The organism is Bradyrhizobium sp. LB11.1 (assembly GCF_040549385.1).
Lineage (GTDB): Bacteria > Pseudomonadota > Alphaproteobacteria > Rhizobiales > Xanthobacteraceae > Bradyrhizobium.
Genome location: NZ_JBEPTH010000003.1, coordinates 328,239 through 347,760, shown reverse-complemented (window position 1 = coordinate 347,760; position 19,522 = coordinate 328,239). Strand labels below are relative to the sequence as shown.

General features: G+C 64.0%; 17 protein-coding genes. 7 read left to right on the top strand and 10 right to left on the bottom strand.

The genetic code is table 11. From position 1 onward, the window contains the following. Nucleotides 1-3: 3 nt before the first annotated feature. From ABIA96_RS09320 to ABIA96_RS09305, 4 genes are all read right to left on the bottom strand, one after another. A complete protein-coding gene (locus tag ABIA96_RS09320) occupies nt 4-873 on the bottom strand; it encodes a carbohydrate ABC transporter permease (RefSeq protein ID WP_354136748.1) in 870 nt (289 codons plus the stop codon). Beyond that, nucleotides 870-1,820, bottom strand: coding sequence for a carbohydrate ABC transporter permease (locus tag ABIA96_RS09315; RefSeq protein WP_354136747.1), 951 nt, complete (start codon nt 1,818-1,820; stop codon nt 870-872). The genes ABIA96_RS09320 and ABIA96_RS09315 overlap by 4 nt, the downstream gene beginning before the upstream one ends. Before the next feature lies 1 nt (nt 1,821). Then, nucleotides 1,822-2,670 carry a phosphodiesterase gene (locus ABIA96_RS09310; protein WP_354136746.1) on the bottom strand — a complete coding sequence of 283 codons (849 nt, stop codon included), beginning with the start codon at nt 2,668-2,670 and terminating at the stop codon, nt 1,822-1,824. 199 nt (nt 2,671-2,869) lie between these two features. Continuing rightward, nucleotides 2,870-4,342, bottom strand: coding sequence for a protein adenylyltransferase SelO (locus tag ABIA96_RS09305; RefSeq protein ID WP_354136745.1), 1,473 nt, complete (start codon nt 4,340-4,342; stop codon nt 2,870-2,872). Nucleotides 4,343-4,538: 196 nt separating this feature from the next. Here ABIA96_RS09305 and aspS point away from each other — a divergent pair, with 196 nt between their 5' ends. Continuing rightward, the gene (gene aspS / locus ABIA96_RS09300) at nt 4,539-6,311 is read left to right on the top strand and encodes an aspartate--tRNA ligase (protein WP_354136744.1); all 1,773 of its coding nucleotides are present in this window, start codon (nt 4,539-4,541) and stop codon (nt 6,309-6,311) included. A 160-nt stretch (nt 6,312-6,471) separates the two neighbouring features. Here aspS and ABIA96_RS09295 read toward each other — a convergent pair whose 3' ends face one another. Further along, the gene (locus tag ABIA96_RS09295; protein ID WP_354136743.1) at nt 6,472-8,439 is read right to left on the bottom strand and encodes an aq_1923 C-terminal domain; all 1,968 of its coding nucleotides are present in this window, start codon (nt 8,437-8,439) and stop codon (nt 6,472-6,474) included. A 245-nt stretch (nt 8,440-8,684) separates the two neighbouring features. Between ABIA96_RS09295 and ABIA96_RS09290 the strand changes: the two genes are divergently transcribed. The 3 genes from ABIA96_RS09290 (at nt 8,685) to ABIA96_RS09280 (ending at nt 13,400) form a co-directional block, all read left to right on the top strand. Continuing rightward, nucleotides 8,685-10,994: an NADP-dependent malic enzyme gene (locus ABIA96_RS09290; RefSeq protein WP_354136742.1), complete on the top strand. Its 2,310-nt coding sequence runs from the start codon at nt 8,685-8,687 to the stop codon at nt 10,992-10,994. Nucleotides 10,995-11,322: 328 nt separating this feature from the next. Continuing rightward, nucleotides 11,323-11,775, top strand: a complete 453-nt coding sequence (locus ABIA96_RS09285) for a DoxX family protein (RefSeq protein WP_354136741.1) — start codon at nt 11,323-11,325, stop codon at nt 11,773-11,775. 227 nt (nt 11,776-12,002) lie between these two features. Next, nucleotides 12,003-13,400 (top strand): outer membrane protein, encoded by a 1,398-nt coding sequence (locus ABIA96_RS09280; protein ID WP_354136740.1) that lies wholly within the window; start codon nt 12,003-12,005, stop codon nt 13,398-13,400. 59 nt (nt 13,401-13,459) lie between these two features. Here the strand turns inward: ABIA96_RS09280 and ABIA96_RS09275 are convergent, their stop codons facing one another. From ABIA96_RS09275 to ABIA96_RS09260, 4 genes are all read right to left on the bottom strand, one after another. Then, nucleotides 13,460-14,062: a dihydrofolate reductase family protein gene (locus tag ABIA96_RS09275; protein ID WP_354136739.1), complete on the bottom strand. Its 603-nt coding sequence runs from the start codon at nt 14,060-14,062 to the stop codon at nt 13,460-13,462. A gap of 7 nt (nt 14,063-14,069) precedes the next feature. Further along, complete coding sequence (locus ABIA96_RS09270; RefSeq protein WP_354136738.1) at nt 14,070-15,074, bottom strand: polysaccharide deacetylase family protein; 1,005 nt, start codon at nt 15,072-15,074, stop codon at nt 14,070-14,072. A gap of 165 nt (nt 15,075-15,239) precedes the next feature. Continuing rightward, nucleotides 15,240-15,809: a glutathione peroxidase gene (locus ABIA96_RS09265; protein WP_354136737.1), complete on the bottom strand. Its 570-nt coding sequence runs from the start codon at nt 15,807-15,809 to the stop codon at nt 15,240-15,242. 89 nt (nt 15,810-15,898) lie between these two features. Further along, a complete protein-coding gene (locus ABIA96_RS09260) occupies nt 15,899-17,551 on the bottom strand; it encodes a L,D-transpeptidase family protein (RefSeq protein WP_354136736.1) in 1,653 nt (550 codons plus the stop codon). A 208-nt stretch (nt 17,552-17,759) separates the two neighbouring features. On the opposite strand from ABIA96_RS09260, the gene ABIA96_RS09255 reads away from it, so the two are divergent. The 3 genes from ABIA96_RS09255 to ABIA96_RS09245 all read left to right on the top strand — a co-directional run bounded on the left by ABIA96_RS09255 (nt 17,760) and on the right by ABIA96_RS09245 (nt 19,246). Then, nucleotides 17,760-18,308 (top strand): CreA family protein, encoded by a 549-nt coding sequence (locus ABIA96_RS09255; protein WP_354136735.1) that lies wholly within the window; start codon nt 17,760-17,762, stop codon nt 18,306-18,308. 202 nt (nt 18,309-18,510) lie between these two features. Continuing rightward, on the top strand, nt 18,511-18,846 hold the full coding sequence (locus ABIA96_RS09250) for a hypothetical protein (protein WP_354137139.1): 336 nt from the start codon (nt 18,511-18,513) through the stop codon (nt 18,844-18,846). A gap of 34 nt (nt 18,847-18,880) precedes the next feature. After that, entirely contained in the window at nt 18,881-19,246 is a 366-nt protein-coding gene (locus ABIA96_RS09245; protein WP_354136734.1) for a hypothetical protein, read from the top strand. 3 nt (nt 19,247-19,249) lie between these two features. Here the strand turns inward: ABIA96_RS09245 and ABIA96_RS09240 are convergent, their stop codons facing one another. Next, a complete protein-coding gene (locus ABIA96_RS09240; protein WP_354136733.1) occupies nt 19,250-19,495 on the bottom strand; it encodes a DUF6719 family protein in 246 nt (81 codons plus the stop codon). Nucleotides 19,496-19,522: the final 27 nt, after the last annotated feature.

Below are 19,522 nucleotides of genomic sequence, written 5' to 3'. Positions count from 1 at the left end.
CTCCTATTTGATGCCTGAGGTGACGAAAGAACTGATGAAGCGCTTCTGGAAGATCAGGAAGGTGATGAGCAGCGGTGCGATCACCATCAGCGTGCCTGCGGCAATCGTGCCCCAGGCCTGCGTGCCTTCCGCGGTCGCGGTGAAGACGGAGAGGCCGACCGTGAGCGGCCGCTTGTCCGGCGAATTGATCACCATCAGCGGCCACAGGAAGTCGTTCCAGTGGCTGGTGACGGAGATGATGGCGAACGCCGAGAAGCTCGGGATCGACAGCGGCACATAGATGTGGCGGATGCGCTGGAACAGGCTGGCGCCGTCGATCAGGGCGGCGTCTTCCAGCTCGGTCGGAATGGCCTCGAACGCCTGGCGCATCAGGAAGGTGCCGAAGGCCGACGCAAAGAACGGCATCATCACGCCGGCGAGCGTGTCGTAGAGGCCGAATTGCGCGATGATCCTCAAGTTGGGCACGATCAGCAGCACCGGCACCAGCATCAGCTGCATCAGGAACAGATAGAACAGCAGCGACTTGCCGGCGAAGTCGAGCCGCGCAAACGCGAAGCCCGCCAGCGTGATCGTGACGAACTGCACCAGCAGGATGCCGGTGCAGATGATCGTGGTGTTGAGGAAATAGCGCGGGAAGTCGCCGATCTCCCAGGCGTCCCTGATATTGTCGAGCGTCGGCTTCAGGCTCGGCATCAGCTCGGCCATCAGATTGATGCCGTCGGACGCCGGGCGCAGCGTCGCCACGCCCATCCACAGGAACGGGATCAGCCAGGCAAGCGCGAGCAGGACAGTCAGCGCGAAGCCAAGTTTGGGCGTGATCTCGTTGCGGGTGGCGAGCGGAGCGTCTTTGGTGAGGGCGTCGATCAGCTTCATGCGCCGCCCTCGCGGTTCGCCATGGTGCGGAACGATAGCGCGGTGACGCCCATCAAGGCGGCGAGTGTCAGCATCGTCGCGGCCGAGGCCTTGCCGATGTCGTAGTGCTCGACCGCCTGCTGGTAGATGTAGAACAGCACGAGATTTGTCGCGTTCGACGGGCCGCCCTTGGTCATGACGAAGACGTGGTCGACCTGCGTCACCGCGTTCAGCGTGGCGATCACGATGACGAACAGGAAGGTGGGCTTCAGCTCCGGCAGGATGATGTAGCGCAGCCGCATGAAGGGACCGGCGCCGTCGAGATGGGCTGCTTCCATGACGTCCTCGGGCACGGCCTGGAGGCCGGCCAGGAAGAACAGCATGTAATAGCCGGCGTTCTTCCAGATCGTGATGATCATGATCGCGTAGAGCGCGATGTCGGGATCGCCGAGCCAGTTCGGAACCACCGGCAGCAGCCGGCCGATGTAGTAATCGAGCAGGCCGACATTGGGCAGGAAGATAAAGAGAAACAGCGCGGACGCCGCCACCATCGGGATCAGCACCGGCAGGAACAGCACGGCGCGCAGCGCACTGGTTACGGCATTGGTGCGCGCCAGCGCCAGCGCGAACAGCAGCGCAAGACCGATGCTGGGGATCGCGGTGCCGATTGCGTAGATGAGGTTGTTGACGACGGCGCCGGTGAAGTAGGGGTCCGCCAGCACCGCGCCGATATTGTCGAGGCCGACGAAGAGAAGCGGCGCCTTCGGCGTGGCGCGCTGATAGAGCGCATCGATCAGCACGCGCCCCATCGCGCCATAGGTGAACAGCGCGAGAAAGATCAGCGACGGCAGCAATAACAGATAGGCCGGCAGCGAAGCTTTGAAGCGGGTGGTGAACCGCGTCACGATCTGCAGGCGCGGCCGCACCACAGCCGCGACCGGGAGAGCCGCGGGTTCAGCGAGGCTCATGTCACCGCGCCGGGAAGTTGAGCGCATAGTCGCGGCCGTCGACACCCGCAGGCGGCTCGAACGGGAAGCGCAGGCTGGCGTCGAGGAAGTCGTGGCTGTGCACGACGAGGTTCTCGTCGTCGATCAGCACCACGCCGTAGGCCGGCGGCTCGTGGCTCGCCAGATGCGGCGCGTCGGCATCGAGCTCGAACCAGACCTGATGGTTGGTGCCGCGCAGCGTCGAAAACGGGATCTTGCCGTAGCTGCCGAAGATGGGACGGTGCACATGGCCGAAGAAGAGATGGCGGATGCGCGCGCGATAGGGCGCTATCACCTCGGCGAATTCCGCGCTCTGCTTCAGTGCGATCTCGTCCATCGCGTGCACGCCGACCGGGAACGGCGGGTGATGCATGAAGACGACGAACGGCATGTCGGCCGGTGCGGCGGCCAGCGTCTTCGCCAGCCAGTCGAAGCGTTTGGCGCACATCTCGCCGGCGTGGCTGGTCTCGTCCAGCGTGTCGAGGAACACGAACAGGCCGTGTTCGGTGGTGCGGGTGCCTTGCACAAAACCGTTGGGATCGCGCGGCGCCGCCTTCAGGCTGTCGAGGCAGGCGACGCGGCGGTCGTGATTGCCGACCATGGCGATGTACGGCATCTTCAGCGCCGTCATCGCGTCGGCGAAATTGGCGTAGGATTCAGCCTCGCCCCAATGGGTGAGGTCGCCGGTCACGACCGCGAAGGCGGCGTCCGGCTGGTGCTTGTTGATGTCGGCGATGGCAGCATCGAGCCTGGCGCGCGGGTCGAGGCCATAGAGCTTCAGCCCGGGGTTCGCCAGATGCGTGTCGGTGATGTGGATGAATTTGAACGGCATGGCGCGCTTGTCAGGATCGTTGGAGGATGGGCGCCTCCGGCAGGACGGCCCTGACAGGCCGTTAGAGCGCGTGTGTATCAGTTTGATGACAGCGGTTCCGGCGGGCGGGAGGTGTAAACAACAGCCGGCGCGCGAATAGGATCAGCCGAAGGCGTGATCCACCCGTAAGCCAATTAAAGGTAGTAGCGGTGAATTCGGCTCACGTCCCACAGAACGTCTGCAGCACCCGCTGATCCGGCAGCGGCGGATCGGCGTAGGCGGCGTAGTCCGGCTGCTCGTCGAACGGTTTTGCCAACACTTTCACCAGCTCCTCGAACGCCGCGTAATTGTCATCGTTCACCGCGGCCTGGATCACGGCCTCGACGCGGTGGTTGCGCGGGATGAAGATCGGATTGACGGCGTTCATGGCGGATTGCCGCTCAGACGCGGTCTGCGGCTCCAGGGTTGTTCGTTCGCGCCAGCGCTTGGCCCATTCATCGAAGGCTGCGGGGTCCATGAACTGCGCGCGTGCATCGGCGCCGTTATCGCCCACGGCATCACCGAGCTTGCGGAAGGTGAGGGTGAAATCGGCCTGGTTCTTGGCCATGGCATCGAGCAGGTCCTGGATCAGCGCCGCGTCGCCGTCACGCTCCGTGAACAGGCCGACCTTCTTGCGCAGGCCTGCTTGGTAGGCCGCGCTGAACGTCTCTGAGAAGGCGCCGAGAATGTCCTGTGCCTCCGCAACTGCCTTCTCCTGCTCGTCGGAGAACAGCGGCAGCAGGCATTCGGCGAGCCGCGTCAAATTCCACAACGCGATGCGCGGCTGGTTGGCATAGGCGTAGCGGCCCATCTCGTCGATCGAGGAAAACACCTGCGACGGATTGTAGGCGTCCATGAAGGCGCAGGGGCCGTAATCGATAGTCTCGCCGGAGATGGAAGAGTTGTCGGTGTTCATCACGCCATGGATGAAGCCGACCAGGAGCCAGCGCGCGATAAGCTCGGCCTGGCGCGCGACGATTCCGGCGAGCAGGGCATGATAGGGCCGCTCGGCGTGAAGCAGGTCCGGATAGTGCCGCGTGATGACGTGATCGGCGAGCCGGCGGATCGCGTCGGTGTCGCGGCGTACGGCAAAGAACTGGAATGTGCCGACCCGGATGTGGCTCGAAGCGACCCGCGTCAGCACCGCGCCGGGGAGCGCGGTCTCGCGGATGACATGCTCGCCGGTGATGACAGCGGCAAGCGAACGGGTGGTCGGGATGCCCAACGCGTACATCGCCTCGCTGACGATGTATTCGCGCAGCACCGGGCCGAGCGCCGCGCGCCCGTCGCCGCGGCGAGAGAACGGCGTTGGGCCCGAGCCCTTGAGCTGGATGTCGCGGCGGAGGCCGTCCCTGTCGATGACCTCGCCGAGCAGGATGGCGCGACCGTCGCCGAGCTGGGGCACGAAATGCCCGAACTGGTGGCCGGCATAAGCCATGGCGATGGGGTCGGCACCATCCGGAACCGTCTTTCCGGCCAGGATTTCAGCGCCCTCAGGTGTCTCCAGCACATCAGGATCGAGCCCGAGCTGGACCGCCAGGGGCCGGTTCAGCTTGATCAGCCGGGGCGCGGACACGGGGGTCGGCGCGACACGGGCAAAGAAGCTGTCCGGAAGTGCCGAATACGAGTTCTGGAAAGGGAAATGGACCGTCATAACCTCAAGATAGGCGGCGAACGCCCGATGGCAAAGGGATGGACCCAGATTGGGCAAAAATGGGCGTTCCGGGCCCAAAACAGGCCGTTCCCTTGGTTGCCGCCCCCGTCCTCCCGAGGTAAACCCTGCCGCAACTTCGGACCGGCCATTACAGACGGTCCGATTCTCTTCCTCCGACATTGAATTTGGGACGACCATGCATCGCTACCGGTCACATAAATGCGGCGATCTCCGCGAGAGCAACATCGGCGAGACGGTTCGCCTCTCGGGCTGGGTCCATCGCGTTCGCGATCATGGCGGCGTGCTGTTCATCGATTTGCGCGACCATTACGGCCTGACCCAGTGCGTGGTCGACCCGGACTCGCCGGCGTTCGCGCAGGCCGAGAAGCTGCGCTCGGAATTCGTCGTCAAGATGGACGGCAAGGCCCGCCGCCGCCCCGAAGGCACTGACAATGACGAGCTGCCTACCGGCAAGATCGAGATCTACGTCACCGAGATCGAGGTGCTGGGCCCGGCTGGCGACTTGCCGCTGCCGGTGTTCGGCGACCAGGAATATCCCGAAGACATCCGCCTGAAGTATCGCTTCCTGGATCTGCGCCGCGAAAAACTGCACCAGAACATCATGACGCGCGTCGACATCATCAAGTCGATGCGCCGGCGCATGGAGGGGCAGGGCTTCTTCGAGTTCAACACGCCGATCCTGACCGCGTCCTCGCCGGAAGGCGCGCGCGACTTCCTGGTGCCGTCGCGCATCCATCCCGGCAAGTTCTACGCGCTGCCGCAGGCGCCGCAGCAGTACAAGCAGCTGCTGATGATGTCGGGTTTCGACCGCTACTTCCAGATCGCGCCCTGTTTCCGCGACGAAGACCCGCGCGCAGACCGTCTGCCCGGCGAGTTCTACCAGCTCGACGTCGAGATGAGCTTTGTCACGCAAGACGACGTCTTCGCGGCGATGGAGCCTGTCATCACCGGCGTGTTCGAGGAGTTCGCCAAGGGCAAGCCGGTGAGCAAGAACTGGCGGCGGATTCCGTTCGCCGAGGCACTGCGCAAATACGGCAGCGACAAGCCGGATTTGCGCAACCCCATCGAGATGCAGGACGTCTCCGAGCATTTCCGCGGTTCCGGCTTCAAGGTGTTCGCGCGCATGCTCGAAGACCCCAAGAACCAGGTCTGGGCGATCCCGGCGCCGGGCGGCGGCAGCCGCGCGTTTTGCGACCGCATGAACTCGTGGGCGCAGGGCGAGGGCCAGCCCGGCCTCGGCTACATCATGTGGCGCGAGGGCGGTGAGGGCGCAGGTCCGCTTGCGAACAACATCGGGCCCGAGCGCACCGCCGCGATCCGCGCGCAGATCGGCGTCAAGGAAGGCGATGCCGCCTTCTTCGTCGCCGGCGATCCCGACAAGTTCTGGAAGTTTTCGGGTCTGGCCCGCAACAAGGTCGGCGAGGAACTGAACCTCACCGACAAGGAGCGGTTCGAGCTCGCCTGGATCGTCGACTTCCCGATGTACGAGTACAACGAGGACGACAAGAAGGTCGACTTCTCGCACAACCCGTTCTCGATGCCGCAAGGCGGCCTCGATGCGCTCAGGGGACAGGATCCGCTGACCATCAAGGCGTTCCAGTACGACATCACCTGCAACGGCTTTGAGATCGCCTCGGGCGGCATCCGTAACCACGTGCCGGAAGCGATGGTGAAGGCGTTCGAGATCGCAGGTTACGGCGAGCAGGAAGTGGTCGATCGCTTCGGCGGCATGTACCGCGCCTTCCAGTACGGCGCGCCGCCGCATGGCGGCATGGCCGCGGGCGTCGACCGCATCGTGATGCTCTTGTGCGGCACCAACAATCTGCGCGAGATCTCGCTGTTCCCGATGAACCAGCAGGCCATGGACCTGCTGATGGGCGCGCCGTCGGATGCGACGACCAAGCAGCTCCGCGAGCTGCATGTGAAGGTAAACCTGCCGCAGAAGTGAGGCTTTGCCTCTCTCCGCTCTCGCCGAAGGCGGATGCGGGGAGAGGTGTTTCCACATCGTCATTGCGAGCGTAGCGAAGCAATCCAGAATCCCTCCGCGGAAAGAGTCTGGATTGCTTCGCTTCGCTCGCAATGACGGGGAGAGGTCTGTGGGTCGTCCCCTACAACCCCGTCGACGCTTCGATCCTGAACTGCGCCAGCGCGACAATCGGCTCGTTGTTTAGGACGTCCATAAGCTGAAGCACCGGCACCTTGCCGAGTGGTGTCAGCTTGATGCTGAGCGTTTGTCCTGAGGTCTCGACGAAGCTTGCGAGCGCATCCACCGCGGGCTTTGCATCGAGATTGGACGCCGCGACCTTCTCGCCTTGGGCCCTGATCATCTCGACGATGGCGCCGCGGGCGGCATCGCGGCTGACGTTCTGCATGCGCGAGAACTGCGCGACGACCAGATCGACCACGCCGCTGTCGCGCAAGGAGAGCTCGATCGCGCCGGTCTCGACCTGCGCCGCCTGACCCATGGCCTGCGCCGGGTCGGTCGTGAACAGGCCGCGTGGCACGTTGGCGAGCGCGAAGCGGGCCTGCGCCTTGGCAAGATTGCCGAGGTCGATCGTCGCGGGTGCCAACGCAAACGCCCCCGATGATTCCGTCCAGGCGGCGCCGAGGTCGAGGTCGATCGCGAGCTTGTCGATGCCCGCCATGATCAGCGGCTGCTGCGCAGGATTGGAGGAATCGGTGGGCGTGACCATCTTCACGACCAGATTGGCCTTGCTCGGAATCGATCCGACCAGTTGGCCCCAGCTCAGGCTGATCGTGTCGATGGTGACGGGGTGCCGCGCGTTCTTGTAGGGCGAGACCACGCCCTTGATATCGACCCCTTCGAACACGCGGAACAGATCCAGCGTCTGCTCCGGTGTGGGCATCTGTCCGGGCTCGCTGAAGCGGGCTCCAAGGCGCATCAGTTTTGCCATGCTGAAAGACTTCAGCGCGAAGCGCTCCATCTTGAACTGCCCCTGTGGGGCCGGCATATCGACGCCCTCGATCGCGAGTTCGCCCTCGCGGTATCTGATCGCGTTGACCTTGCCGGTCTCCTGCGGCGTGCCGATCGCGATCTTGCTGACCTCGGCCTTGCCGATGCGAATACCCTCATAGATTCCGGCGATCTTCTCCAGCATTTCGCGCGACTGTGCCGGCGTCGGAACGGCCGGTTGATCCTGCAGCGCGTCAAATCGTTCGGCCAGCCGGAATTTCGACGGTTGCACGTCGATGTCCTCGATCACGAAGCCGTCGATATCGATACGTATCCCATGATCCATTTTGAGCGTATAGGGGCCGGCCAGAATTTGCCGGTAGACGCGATGATGGGTCTCGTCACTGCTGGTCTTTGGATCGAGCGCGTCGATAATCGCGGTCGCATCGAAATCATTGACGATGATGTTCGAGAGCTCACCTGTAAGCTTATTCTGTTTGCCCGGCTGCTTCATCTCGGCCGAAAAGGTGGCGCGGTCCGCCTTCATCGCATCGATCGTGCCGTGCTTCAGGCTCTGGATCGCCAATCCGGAGTAGGTGACCTCGCTGTGGCTGCCGGGACCGTCGCTGGAATAGAAGCTCATCGACAGCGCCGGCGCCGTGAGCGAGGACGCCGCGACGCTTGCGTATTGACCGAGCACGTAGCGGTAGAGGTCGGCCAGGGAGCCGTTCGCCGGCACAGTCCCGCTGTGAAGGGGGCCGGCATAGTCGCGGATCGTCAGTTGCGGGATCTTGTAGGACGCCTTCACCTTGGCTGGGCCGCCCTGGTCCACCGCGACGTCGATGCCGGTGATGTCGATACTGTTGGCCGAAAACCTGCTGTCGTCGATCTGGCGAACGCCGGTCGCCCTGACGCCGGCAATCTTGATCTGCATCTGCGACTGCTGGCCCGGATCAACCGCAATATCCTCGATCGTCAGCGTCCGGCTCGACAGCTCGAACGCCACCTTGCCGTGGCTCGCCTTGGCGCCGCCGGCGCGAAGCCGCGCGAACGCCGCTTCGACCTCGGCCGTGGCCCGGTGCTGGACGTAGAGGTTGAAGCCGAACCATCCGCCCGCGGCGAGCACGGCTGCCACGATCAGGCCGATCAGGATGCGCTTCATTCCCAGCTCCAGTTGCTCGTTTTGCACCGCGCAAGCGGCCATATTCGCGAAGCGCCGCGCGGAAAGCTAGGGCTATCAGATATTTGACTGGCCGCCCTGTTGATGGGGGCGGAATCGGATATTGCCACCGGGGCGCCGGCCGTGCTTCATCGCGGTTTCCACGAGCCGGAATACCGTGTGCACTGCGGCGAACAGGCCGGGGCTTGTGAATGACTGAGGCCGCATAACGCGAGGCAAGAGACCGCATGTCGTCCTATTCTGATGATCTCCACCAGGCGGCGCTGGCCTATCACCGTCTGCCGCGCCCCGGAAAGCTCGAGATCCAGGCGAGCAAGCCGCTCGCCAACCAGCGCGACCTCGCGCTTGCCTATTCTCCGGGCGTTGCCGCCGCCTGCATGGAGATCGCCAAGAACCCCGCTGAAGCCGCCACGCTGACGATCCGCTCCAATCTGGTCGCGGTGGTATCGAACGGCACCGCGGTGCTCGGCCTTGGCAATATCGGACCGCTGGCGTCCAAGCCGGTGATGGAGGGCAAGGCCGTCCTGTTCAAGAAGTTCGCCGGCATCGACGTGTTCGACATCGAGATTGCCGCCGACACCATCGAGCGCGTGGTCGAGACCGTGGCGGCGCTCGAGCCGACCTTCGGCGGCATCAATCTCGAGGACATCCGCGGACCGGAGTGTTTCGAGATCGAGGCGCAGCTGAAGGAGCGCATGAAGATCCCGGTCTTCCATGACGATCAGCACGGCACCGCGATCATCGTCGCCGCCGCGATCACCAATGGCCTGCGCTTGAACGGCAAGAAGCTGTCGGACGTCAAGATCGTGGCGTCGGGGGCAGGGGCTGCGGCCATCGCGACGCTCAATTTGCTGGTCTCGATGGGCGCGCAGCGCAAGAACATCTGGGTCTGCGACATCGACGGCCTCGTGCATGAGGGCCGCAACACCACGATGGATCGCTGGAAGGCGGTCTATGCGCAGAAGACCGACAAGCGCACGCTTGGCGACGTCATTGGCGGCGCCGACATCTTCATCGGCCTGTCCGCGCCCGGCGTGCTCAAGCCCGAGATGGCCAAGGCGATGGGCGACAAGCCGCTGATCATGGCGCTTGCCAATCCGACCCCGGAGATCATGCCGGAGGAGGCGCGCAAGGTGCGCCCCGACGCCATGATCTGCACCGGCCGCTCCGACTATCCGAACCAGGTCAACAACGTCCTCTGCTTCCCCTTCATCTTCCGCGGCGCGCTCGATGTTGGTGCCAGCGCCATCAACGAGGAGATGAAGCACGCCGCCGTCGAGGCCATTGCGCAGCTCGCGCGCGAGGCGCCGTCGGATGCGGTCGCGCAGGGCTTTGACAGCGGCGAGACGCAGGGCTTTGGCCCGGGCTCGCTGATCCCGAGTCCCTTTGATCCTCGGCTGATTCTGCGCATTGCCCCGGCCGTGGCGAAGGCAGCGATGGAATCCGGCGTCGCGACGCGCCCCATCACCAATTTCGACGAATACACAGCACTCCTGGAGCGCTTCGCCTTCCGCTCCGGCATCGTCATGAAGCCGATGTTCGCCAAGGCCAAGACCCAGCCGGTGCGCGTGATTTACGCCGAAGGCGAGGACGAGCGCGTGCTACGGGCCACCCAGGTGGTGCTGGAGGAGAAGCTGGCGACGCCGATCCTGGTCGGCCGTCCGTCCGTGGTAGAGGCGCGCATCAAGCGCTTCGGCCTGTCGATCAAGGCCGGCAAGGATTTCGACCTCGTCAATCCCGAGGACGATCCGCGCTACCGTTCCTATGTGCAGTCCTATGTCGAGGTCGCCGGCCGCCGCGGCGTGACGCCGGATGCGGCACGCACGGTGGTGCGCACCAACAACACGGTGATCGCGGCGCTCGCAGTGACGCGCGGGGAGGCGGATGCCATGCTCTGCGGCGTCGAAGGCCGCTACATGCATCATCTGCGTCATGTCCGCGAGATCATCGGTTTTGCGCCTGGCGTCAGCGACTATGCCGCGCTGGCGCTGCTGATCACCAGCAAGGGCGCTTTCTTCATCGCCGACACCCAGGTGCGCCCCAATCCGAGCGCGGAAGAGCTCGCCGAGATTGCCTCGCTCGCGGCTGTCCACGTCCAGCGCTTCGCGCTCAAGCCCAGGATCGCATTCGTCTCGCATTCGGATTTCGGCAGCTACGACACCGACTCCTCGCGCAAGATGCGCCGGGCGACCCAGTTGCTGAAGGAAAAGCATCCGGAGATCGAGGCCGACGGCGAGATGCAGGGCGACACTGCGCTTTCCGCCGCTGCGCGAAAAATGGTGCTGCCGCACTCCAAGCTCGAGGGCGAGGCCAACATCATGATCATGCCGACGCTGGACACCGCCAATGTCGCCTATCAGATGATCAAGTCGCTGGCGGACGCGCTGCCGGTCGGCCCGATCCTGATCGGCCCGGCGCGGCCCGCCCATATCCTCACCCCATCGGTGACCGCGCGCGGCATCCTCAACATGACGGCGGTCGCCGCGGTCGAAGCGCAGGAGCGCGCGGCCCGGCAGCAGCCGACGTTGTTTACGTAAGTTCACGTAAGGAGGCGGTGTCGCTGCGCTGACGGTGTAATCCTTCTCCCCTCGTGGGAGAAGGTGGCGCGAAGCGCCGGATGAGGGGTATCTCTCCACGAGACGAGAGTGCCAGAGCAGCCCGTGCCGATGGATACCCCTCACCCGTCTCGCCGCTTTGCGGCGTGCTTCCCCTCTCCCACAGGGGGAGAGGGGAAGCACGCCGCCAACTTTGAATTGCTCGCAGTTGGCCATTTCCCCGTTTGTAAACCGGCGCACTAGCCTTCATAATCGCCCGGTACTCTCGTCAAGACGCCGATTTCAAAAAGCCTGAGCCAAGAGGCCGACCATGCCAGCGTTCGTGACTTTCGGGCGAATCCTGTTCGCCGTGCTGTTCATCTATACGGGCGCAACCAAGCTCATCGCCATTCAGGCGACGGCGGACTTCATCGCTACCAAGGTCGTGGTGCCCGATGTGGTCGCGCCTTATGCCAAGCAAGTCGAGACGGCGACCGCGATGACCACCCCGCAGCTTCTGGCGATCGCGATCGGCGGCCTCGAGATCATCGCAGGACTGATGATCGCGCTGAATTTCGGCGCACGCTTTTTTGCAATGCTGATGATCGTCTACATCGCGGTCTCCACGGTCCTGTTCAACGATTTCTGGAATCAGACCGCGCCCGAGAACGCCAAGATGGTGGTCGACGCACTGAAGAACCTCTCCATCATCGGCGCGCTGTTCATGATCATGGGCTTTGGCCGCGCCACACGCTCGGCCGAGACGGCCTACGGGGACGTGTAGCCGAGCAGGCGTCTCCAGCGGCTTTCACGCGTCGATCGCGTGAACCTTCATTCACACATTATGGTTTTGAGATCACAGCAGTTCCGCAAAATCGCGGACGCTGTGTAGCGCGCGCGTATCTCGCCTTGTCGGACTCTGTCGAAAGCGAATACTAGCTGTCGATCGGTTGTATGAGCGCAACCGGCACGGGGTGTTGGGGGCTGGACTTGGTTCATTCGAAGCGACGTTTGGCGCGTGCGGTTGTTGTTCTCGGAGTCGCGCATGTCGCAGCCTTTGCCGTAACGGCGGCTGACGCAGCCGACTTGCCCGTGAAGGCGCCGCCGCGACTGGCCCCTGTGGCGAACTGGACCCAGTTCTATGTCGGCGCAGGCTTGGGATTCGATTTCGCCTCGGGGCGGTCGAACCTGACGCCGGTCGGCGGCGGCCCTTCGCTGTTCAGCCTCGACGGCTTGCAGGGCGCCGATCTCGGACTGTCCGCGTTCGCCGGCTTCGACGTCCAGGTTGGGCCGCGCTTCGTGGTCGGTGGCTTCGTCGACTACGACTGGTCGCGCCAGCGAACGGCAGTCAACGCAACCCTCTTTGGGGCGGCAAATCTGTCTGCCGTGATGCCGTCACTCGACCAGGGTTGGACGATCGGCGGCCGTGCGGGATTTCTGGCGACGCCCGATATCCTGCTCTACGGCCTCGCCGGATACAGCGAAATGCGCATCAACAATTGGAGCGCCACCGGCACGTTCGGCGGCCCTGTATTCACGATGCAGGAATCCGCCCAGACCTCGCGCGGCTACACGGTCGGCGCCGGCGCGGAATATCGTCTCTCCAGCAATGTCTCGCTGCGCGGCGAATATCGCTATGTCGCGCTTGGTCACAACACGACGGTCGACCCGCTCGGCGCGGTCTGGACGACTGACCTCTCCGAGCACGTGATCCGGATCGGCGCCGCCTATCGTTTCGGGCAGTTCGGCGGCCCCGCGACGACCGCAGCGGCCGCGCCAGCGCTCAATCCGGCATGGACGGGTGTTTATGTTGGCGCCGGCATCGGGGGCGACGCGCTCACGCCCCATGTCGCGGCCTCGCTTCCCGGCGCGCTGGATTTCAACGCGGCCGGCCTTGGCGGCGCAGACGTCGGCGGGACCTTCACCATCGGCTATGATCGTCAGATCGCGCCGAAATGGGTCGTCGGCGCGTTCGGCCTGATCGATGTGGCGACGAATGGCGGAGCGAGCATCACGGCAACGGGTGCCGGCGCCGGAACAACGGTTACGTCGGATCTTGCATCGGTGAAATGGGGCCGGAGCGTCGGCGCACGCGCTGGTTATCTCGTGTCGCCGGAGACGCTCGTCTATCTGCTCGGCGGCTACACCGGCTCGACCGCGTGCTCCATCACCTACAGTGTCTTCGGCATTCAGAGCACCAGTCCGGAGCGCGAATATCATGGCGCCACCTTCGGTGGCGGCTTCGAGCGCTTCTTCAGCGACAGGATCTCGGCCCGTGCCGAGTATCGCATGACCCATGTCGCAACGCGTGACGATCTGACGGATGGCGTCCTCTTCACGAGCGTGAGCGCGGGCGGCACGATCCACACGCTGCGCGGTTCGCTGGTCTATCACCTTCCGACGCCGTAGGCCTTGTAGCCGCGATGTAGATCCTTATGCGTGGAAAACAAACGCGTTGCGCCCGGGTATCACGACACCGGTACTGTGCATGGGGTTGTTTTCGAGTTTGAGGCGGAGCCTCTCGCCGGCCGCCACGGCGTTACAGTCACGCCATGGACCGCGTCGAGCAGATACGGCGTGTCCGGCTTCATCCCGTGTGACGTCAGCACCTCATGCGGCGTCCGCTCCGGCACGTCGACGAAACAGCCCTCGCCGTCGGGCAGGCATACATGCGGGGCTTCCGACAGCCAGAACGTGTCGTAGCGGTCCATGAACATGTCGAACACGACGGGGCCGCCGATGATCGCGACCCGCCCCGAGGCAACGTCGGCAAACGCGCAGGCCTCCTCGAAGCTCGCATGATCCGGATTCCACAGCGTCGCGTTCGGCATCTCCGGATCGACGGTGAGGGCCCTGATCTTGCGGGTGGTGATCAGCCGCTTGCGCCTGGGCGAGTTTTGCTGCTGCTCATGCGAGTTGCGGCCGTGCACGATCAGCGCCGCGCCATCGAGCGCCTGCTCGAAGAACAGCTTGTCGCCTTCGAACTTCAGGCTGTCGGGCATGACGCGGCTTGCGTCGGCGAGCATGCCGTCCGCCGAGACGATGACGTAGCCTTCGAAATGGAAAGACAAGCGACGGCTATTCGGAAACGGTCGTCACCACGGAATTGACCGGCCGCGTGCTCACCGTCGGCAGCTTGACGTCCTTCATCAGCTCCTGGTCGTATTCGGGGAGCGAGGCGACCGGCGCCTTGGCGCGCATTGCCACGATCTTGTAGCCACCGGCCTTGAGACGGTTCAGAAGCTCGGGCAGCGCTTCCGCCGTGTGCTTCTGGAAATCGTGCATCAGGATGATGCCCTTGCCCTTCCTGTCGAGTCCCTTCATCACCGTGTCGATCACCTTCTCGGGCTTCGAAGCCTTGAAGTCGAAGGAGTCGATGTCGCAGGAGAAGATCGCGACGTTGCGGTTGCCGAGATAGGTGACCATCTCCGGCGGATGTTGCAGCGCCGGGAAGCGGAAGAACGCTGCAGGCGAGATGCCGCCGAGCGCCCATTTGACGGCGCTGATGCCCTTCTCGATCTCCTCCTTGCGCTGCGCTTCGGTCAGCTTCTTGTTGTTGAGGTTGGCGTGCGACCAGGTATGGGTGCCGATGGTGTGGCCGGCCGCATAGACCTGCTTCAGGAGCTCCGGCTCGTAGGTGGCGTGCTTGCCGATCGAGAAGAAGATGCCGGTGGTGCACTGATCGGCGAGCGCCTTCAGCACGGCGGGCGTGTTGTGCGGCCAGGGACCGTCGTCGAACGTCAGGACGACCTCCTTGTCGCGCAGGAAGTCGAGCTCCTTGAAATGCTCGAAGCCGAAGCCGGGACCGCCTGTCGTGTCGATCTCCACGGTGCGGGCGACGCCCAGCGCGTTCGGATTGTTACAGGCCGCACGCGCCGGCTGTGGCGCCTGTTGCGGCGGGGGTGGGAAGGCGGCGGCTTGCGGTGCGGCAGGAGCTGCAGCGGTTGCCGGAGCTGCTGGCGCCGGTGCAGGGGTCGCAGCTGTGGCGGCTACGGGTTTCGCGGCCGGGGTCTGCGACCATGCCGCACCTGTCAGCGCGACAGACATCGCGCTTGCCAAAATCAGTCCTGCCGCCACACGCATGGTGTTGTCCTCGAGATTGGTCCCGTTGTTCCGCCGCGGCTTTTTAGCCTCCGGCCGAACCTTCCCGCCCTTGGTCATCCTAGCCTAGATGGTGCTCCATCGCCATTGCAACGGCTGTTTGGCGCTCCGCCACAATTGTGCCCAGGCCTGTTCGGGCGTGATGCGTCAACTGTCCGCCAAGGCCCTGGCAATCGTCGTCTTGATGCGCGTGTCGGCAGGCTCGACGGCGGAGCCAAAGACCCCGGCGATATAGCCATCGCGGCCGACCAGGTATTTGTGAAAGTTCCAGCGCGGAACGTCCTTGGGTCGCGCCTCGGCGGCCCATTTATAGAAGGGATGCGCCTTCGCCCCGACCACGATGGCTTTGGCGGTGATGGGGAAGGTAACGCCGTATTGATGGTGGGTGGTCTCCGAGATCTCGCTGGTGCCGCCGGGCTCCTGGCCGCCGAAATCGTTGGAGGGCACGCCAATCACGGTGAGCCCGCGGTCGCGAAACTCGCTCCAGAGCTCCTGGAGCCCTGCATATTGCGGGGTGTAGCCGCATAGCGAAGCGGTGTTCACGACCAGCACAGGCTTGCCCGTGAACGCGGCCAGCCGAATCTCCTCGCCGGAGAGAGCAGGGAATGAGAACGCGTAGGCGGACATCCGGCTCATCCCGCCATCGGCCCGCGCGCGCGGTGCCGATGTGGCTGCTGCGAGAAGTGCCGTGGTGAGCATGGTCCTGCGGTTCAGCATGGCGGTGTCCCCCGGATGTGATCCGGGGCGGAGCTTACTCCGCCGATGCGACCAGCACGCTCAACACCGCGTTATCGGCGGTGCCGGGCTTAGTACAGGCGGACGATGAAGTCGGTGCCTTCTCCGGTTTCGCCCTGGTTGATGCCCTGGTCGGAGACGATGACTGAGCCGCCGGTGGTGAGCATCTCGTTGATCTTCGCCATGGCGTCGGCAGGGATCGTGATGCGATCCAGTGCCTCGGCCGGGCTATCCGGCGTGATCGCCGGTTTTGCGGCGACAGGGATCACGGCGGCGCCGCGCTGGCGGCGCGCCGCGTGGCTGTCGTCGCGCGCGGCCGCGCGGACGGCAACCGGGAGGGACACGACGGACCAATGCAGCGCACTGGAATCGGACTTGTCGATCTCGGCGGTGAATACGTGAGTGCCCAGCGGCCGGTCGCTTGCCGCGATCGTCACGGGCACATCGAACAGCGGCGCAAAGTTCTGCCGCACGTAGAGCTTGGAATCCTTGCGGCTGATGAACACCGCGATCTGGCCGGTCCGCTTCGGCAGGTCCGGCTTCACGGACGGTGCCGGATCGGCGACGCGGGTCTGGTCCTTCTCGGCCGTCGCCGCGTCAGCCTTGACCGGCTCGGATTCCACTGGTTCGGACTTTGCCGCTTCCGTCTTGAGGACGTCGGTCGGCTCCGACTTCGCGGCTTCCACCTTGTCGGCCGGCTTCTCGTCCGTCGTCGCCTTGGGTGCTTCAGCTGCTTCGGACGGTTTCGCTTCAGCGCTGGCGGCCTTGGCGACGTCGTCTGTTTTCGCAGCCGTGTCGGGCTGCTTCGCCGGTTCAGAGGGTTCGGCGGTCTTTGCGGTGGCCACGCCCTTGTCGGCTGATGCGGCCGCTTCCTCGCGGACCGGTGCAATGCCCGTGGTCACGTCCGACTTCACGGTGTGGCCGACGGTGGAGCGCAGCTCGAGCACGCCGTCGGCGCTGGCGGTTTTCGTCTCAACCGGCTTCGCTTCGGTGACCTTGGTCTCAGGCGCGCCCTTGTCTGCCTTGTCGCCGACGCTCGTCGCCGGCTCGAGGCTTGCCGCGGGCTGCGGCGGGACGCGCAGCGAGGCGAGCATCGGATGGGAGAAGTTTTGCGGCGTCATCTGGCCGGGCGTGACAATCACGCGCGCGCCCATCTTGGTCCAGTTCCACATCTTCACCGCGAACGCCATCGGCATACGGATGCAGCCGTGCGAGGCTGGATAGCCCGGCAGCACGCCGGCATGCATGGCGATGCCGGACCAGGTGATCCGCTGCATGTACGGCATCGGCGCGCCGCTATAGATGTTGGAATGGTGGAATTTGTGCTTCTGGATGATGCTGAAGACGCCCATCGGCGTCGAGTGGCCCTTCATGCCGCTCGATACCGGAGACTCCGCGAACATGCCGTTGGAGTCGAAGACTGTCACCTTCTGCCGATCGATCGAGACGACGATAACAAGCGGACCTTGCGGCTTAGCGCCGGTCTCCTTCTCGACGAGCGTCTGTTTCTTGTTCTTGGCGCCTGAGCCGTGTTTCTGCGGCTTCAGTCGCGGCTCCTCAGGGTGCCACTCCTGCCGGCCGTAGGCTCCATCGGAGTCCGAATAATAATAGAACGCTGCTTCTGCCTGGCTCGCCGTACCGATCACACCCGCTACCGCCAAAATCGCGACCTGCCACAGCCGTGCCAGCGCGGCCGAAGAACTGGACCCGTTCACGCTATTCATTCCTCGAATCCACAATCCAAATCAGACGTTAGTGTCGCAGAGGGGATACGCGTTCACCAGCACGGCGGTTCTGCCGTCGGCGACTTTTGTCTAATTCGTATCAGAAAAGCCTCACAGAGCGGTAAACGGCGACCGCGTCCGTCGCCCGTCATCTTCCTCACAGGCTGTCTCATGCCTACATTGATGGAACTTGTTACCGGAGAACTTCATGTCATCTCGTTTCCCCGATCTTTCCGGCATCCGCTTGAAAGGCCTCGCTTTATTCTTCTTGTTGCTGACCATGCCGATGGCGTCCGCGCAGGCCGCTGACGAGCCGGATCTGATCTTCCGCCGCTCCACCGTGTTCAAATGGATGAGCCCGAATGACAAGCTCGCGACCTACGGCCTCGACGATCCCGAGATCGAGGGCGTCGCCTGTCATTTCACCGTGCCTGAGAAGGGCGGCTTCAAGGGCTGGCTGGGGCTTGCCGAGGAGGTTTCCGATGTCTCGCTCGCCTGCCGCCAGATCGGTCCGATCAAATTCAAGGACAAGATGGAGCAGGGCGACGACATGTTCCGCAAGCGCCGTTCGCTCTTCTTCAAGAAGATGCAGATCGTGCGCGGCTGCGACGCCAAGCGCAATGTGCTGGTCTACATGGTCTATTCGGACAGGCTGATCGAGGGATCGCCGAAGAACTCGACCTCGTCGGTGCCGATCATGCCGTGGGGACCCGCTGATGCGAACGTCCAGAAGTGCGGAGACTTCTTCACTCAGTGACGCACTTGCGTTCACTCAGCGATGTGATCGCCGCCAGCGCGCGGTTTCGCGAGATGCGAGCCGGTCAGCCGCACGAACGCCTGCGGCGCGGTCTCGTAGCCGCGGCCTGATTGCAAGGCCATCGCGCCGGGCGAGCCGGTGCATCAAGCGAGTTGGACGGTTGCTCCCAAACGCGTTCAAACCGTCACGCGCCCCACCTGAAATGATTGATGTTTTCCAAGAATTGTTTCGTCGCATCGCCGGCGACGAAACAATTCTCATTGGGAACGAAACCATTTTCGGCTTTGGGCGCATCACGGGAGAAACCGCTGATGGTTATCAGCGTGACAACGACGACGGCACACCGCCGGCCACGCGATTCGGGGACATGTCCATGCGCGCGCTCAGCTTCATCCTTGCTTTCGGCTTCGTGCTCGCTGGTTCCTCGTTCGCGGGTGCGCCGGACGGCAATCTGCCTGGTATCGGCACCTTCCAGTACAGCGGCTCGCCGGTTACGACCACGGCGTCGCAGCCAATCGTTCTCGCAGCGCGCTTCTGATCAGCAACAAGAAAATCAGCCGGCAAAAGCCATCATGTACCTTCGTCTCTGCGCCGCAACATTCCTCTCCCTTCTGACGATCAGTTCCGTCCAGGCGCAGGTGCGCGCACCGAACCGGCTGCCTGACCCGCGTACCGAATTCGTGCGGCAATGTGCCCCGCGCATGCTTGGACGCTGGGAGCATCCGGAGGAGGTCTGCGGCTGTCTGCACGATCATGCCGCGGCAGTCGTCGAGGATCGCGACCTGCGCGAGGCGCTGCTGCGCGGCATCAGCGAGACCGGTGTTCCCACGATCGAGACCGATTGGGTGCCGACAGCAAAGCAAAGCGAGATCGGCGCGACCTTCACAAAGATCGCCAAGCCGACCCTGCAGTGCATGTTCGACCCCGCGAAGTCCTAGCCGTTACCTCGACTTCGGACCGAACCGTGCCACGCAGGTGGCTGTTCGTACCACGCCCTTGTCGGTCATCTTCGAACCGCGCACTTCCTTGACCTGTCCGGCCGGACAGGTTCCGTCATCCACCATCACACGCTGACCGAGCCTGAGATCCACGATGTCCTGCTCGCGGCCGACGGTGCCTGCTCGCGCTGTCGTCGCGAGCGCGATTGAGATCAGGAGCGAAAGACGGATTGTGCGGCAGAGTGACATGACTAGAGGTCCCGGCATTGATGCCGC

Bases quoted from the DNA above. Each gene is read 5' to 3' on its own strand.
- ABIA96_RS09320 (WP_354136748.1), bottom strand. From the start codon at position 873: ATGAAGCTGATCGACGCCCTCACCAAAGACGCTCCGCTCGCCACCCGC.
- ABIA96_RS09315 (WP_354136747.1), bottom strand. From the start codon at position 1,820: ATGAGCCTCGCTGAACCCGCGGCTCTCCCGGTCGCGGCTGTGGTGCGG.
- ABIA96_RS09310 (WP_354136746.1), bottom strand. From the start codon at position 2,670: ATGCCGTTCAAATTCATCCACATCACCGACACGCATCTGGCGAACCCC.
- ABIA96_RS09305 (WP_354136745.1), bottom strand. From the start codon at position 4,342: ATGACGGTCCATTTCCCTTTCCAGAACTCGTATTCGGCACTTCCGGAC.
- aspS (WP_354136744.1), top strand. From the start codon at position 4,539: ATGCATCGCTACCGGTCACATAAATGCGGCGATCTCCGCGAGAGCAAC.
- ABIA96_RS09295 (WP_354136743.1), bottom strand. From the start codon at position 8,439: ATGAAGCGCATCCTGATCGGCCTGATCGTGGCAGCCGTGCTCGCCGCG.
- ABIA96_RS09290 (WP_354136742.1), top strand. From the start codon at position 8,685: ATGTCGTCCTATTCTGATGATCTCCACCAGGCGGCGCTGGCCTATCAC.
- ABIA96_RS09285 (WP_354136741.1), top strand. From the start codon at position 11,323: ATGCCAGCGTTCGTGACTTTCGGGCGAATCCTGTTCGCCGTGCTGTTC.
- ABIA96_RS09270 (WP_354136738.1), bottom strand. From the start codon at position 15,074: ATGCGTGTGGCGGCAGGACTGATTTTGGCAAGCGCGATGTCTGTCGCG.
- ABIA96_RS09265 (WP_354136737.1), bottom strand. From the start codon at position 15,809: ATGCTGAACCGCAGGACCATGCTCACCACGGCACTTCTCGCAGCAGCC.
- ABIA96_RS09260 (WP_354136736.1), bottom strand. From the start codon at position 17,551: ATGAATAGCGTGAACGGGTCCAGTTCTTCGGCCGCGCTGGCACGGCTG.
- ABIA96_RS09255 (WP_354136735.1), top strand. From the start codon at position 17,760: ATGTCATCTCGTTTCCCCGATCTTTCCGGCATCCGCTTGAAAGGCCTC.
- ABIA96_RS09250 (WP_354137139.1), top strand. From the start codon at position 18,511: ATGATTGATGTTTTCCAAGAATTGTTTCGTCGCATCGCCGGCGACGAA.
- ABIA96_RS09245 (WP_354136734.1), top strand. From the start codon at position 18,881: ATGTACCTTCGTCTCTGCGCCGCAACATTCCTCTCCCTTCTGACGATC.
- ABIA96_RS09240 (WP_354136733.1), bottom strand. From the start codon at position 19,495: ATGTCACTCTGCCGCACAATCCGTCTTTCGCTCCTGATCTCAATCGCG.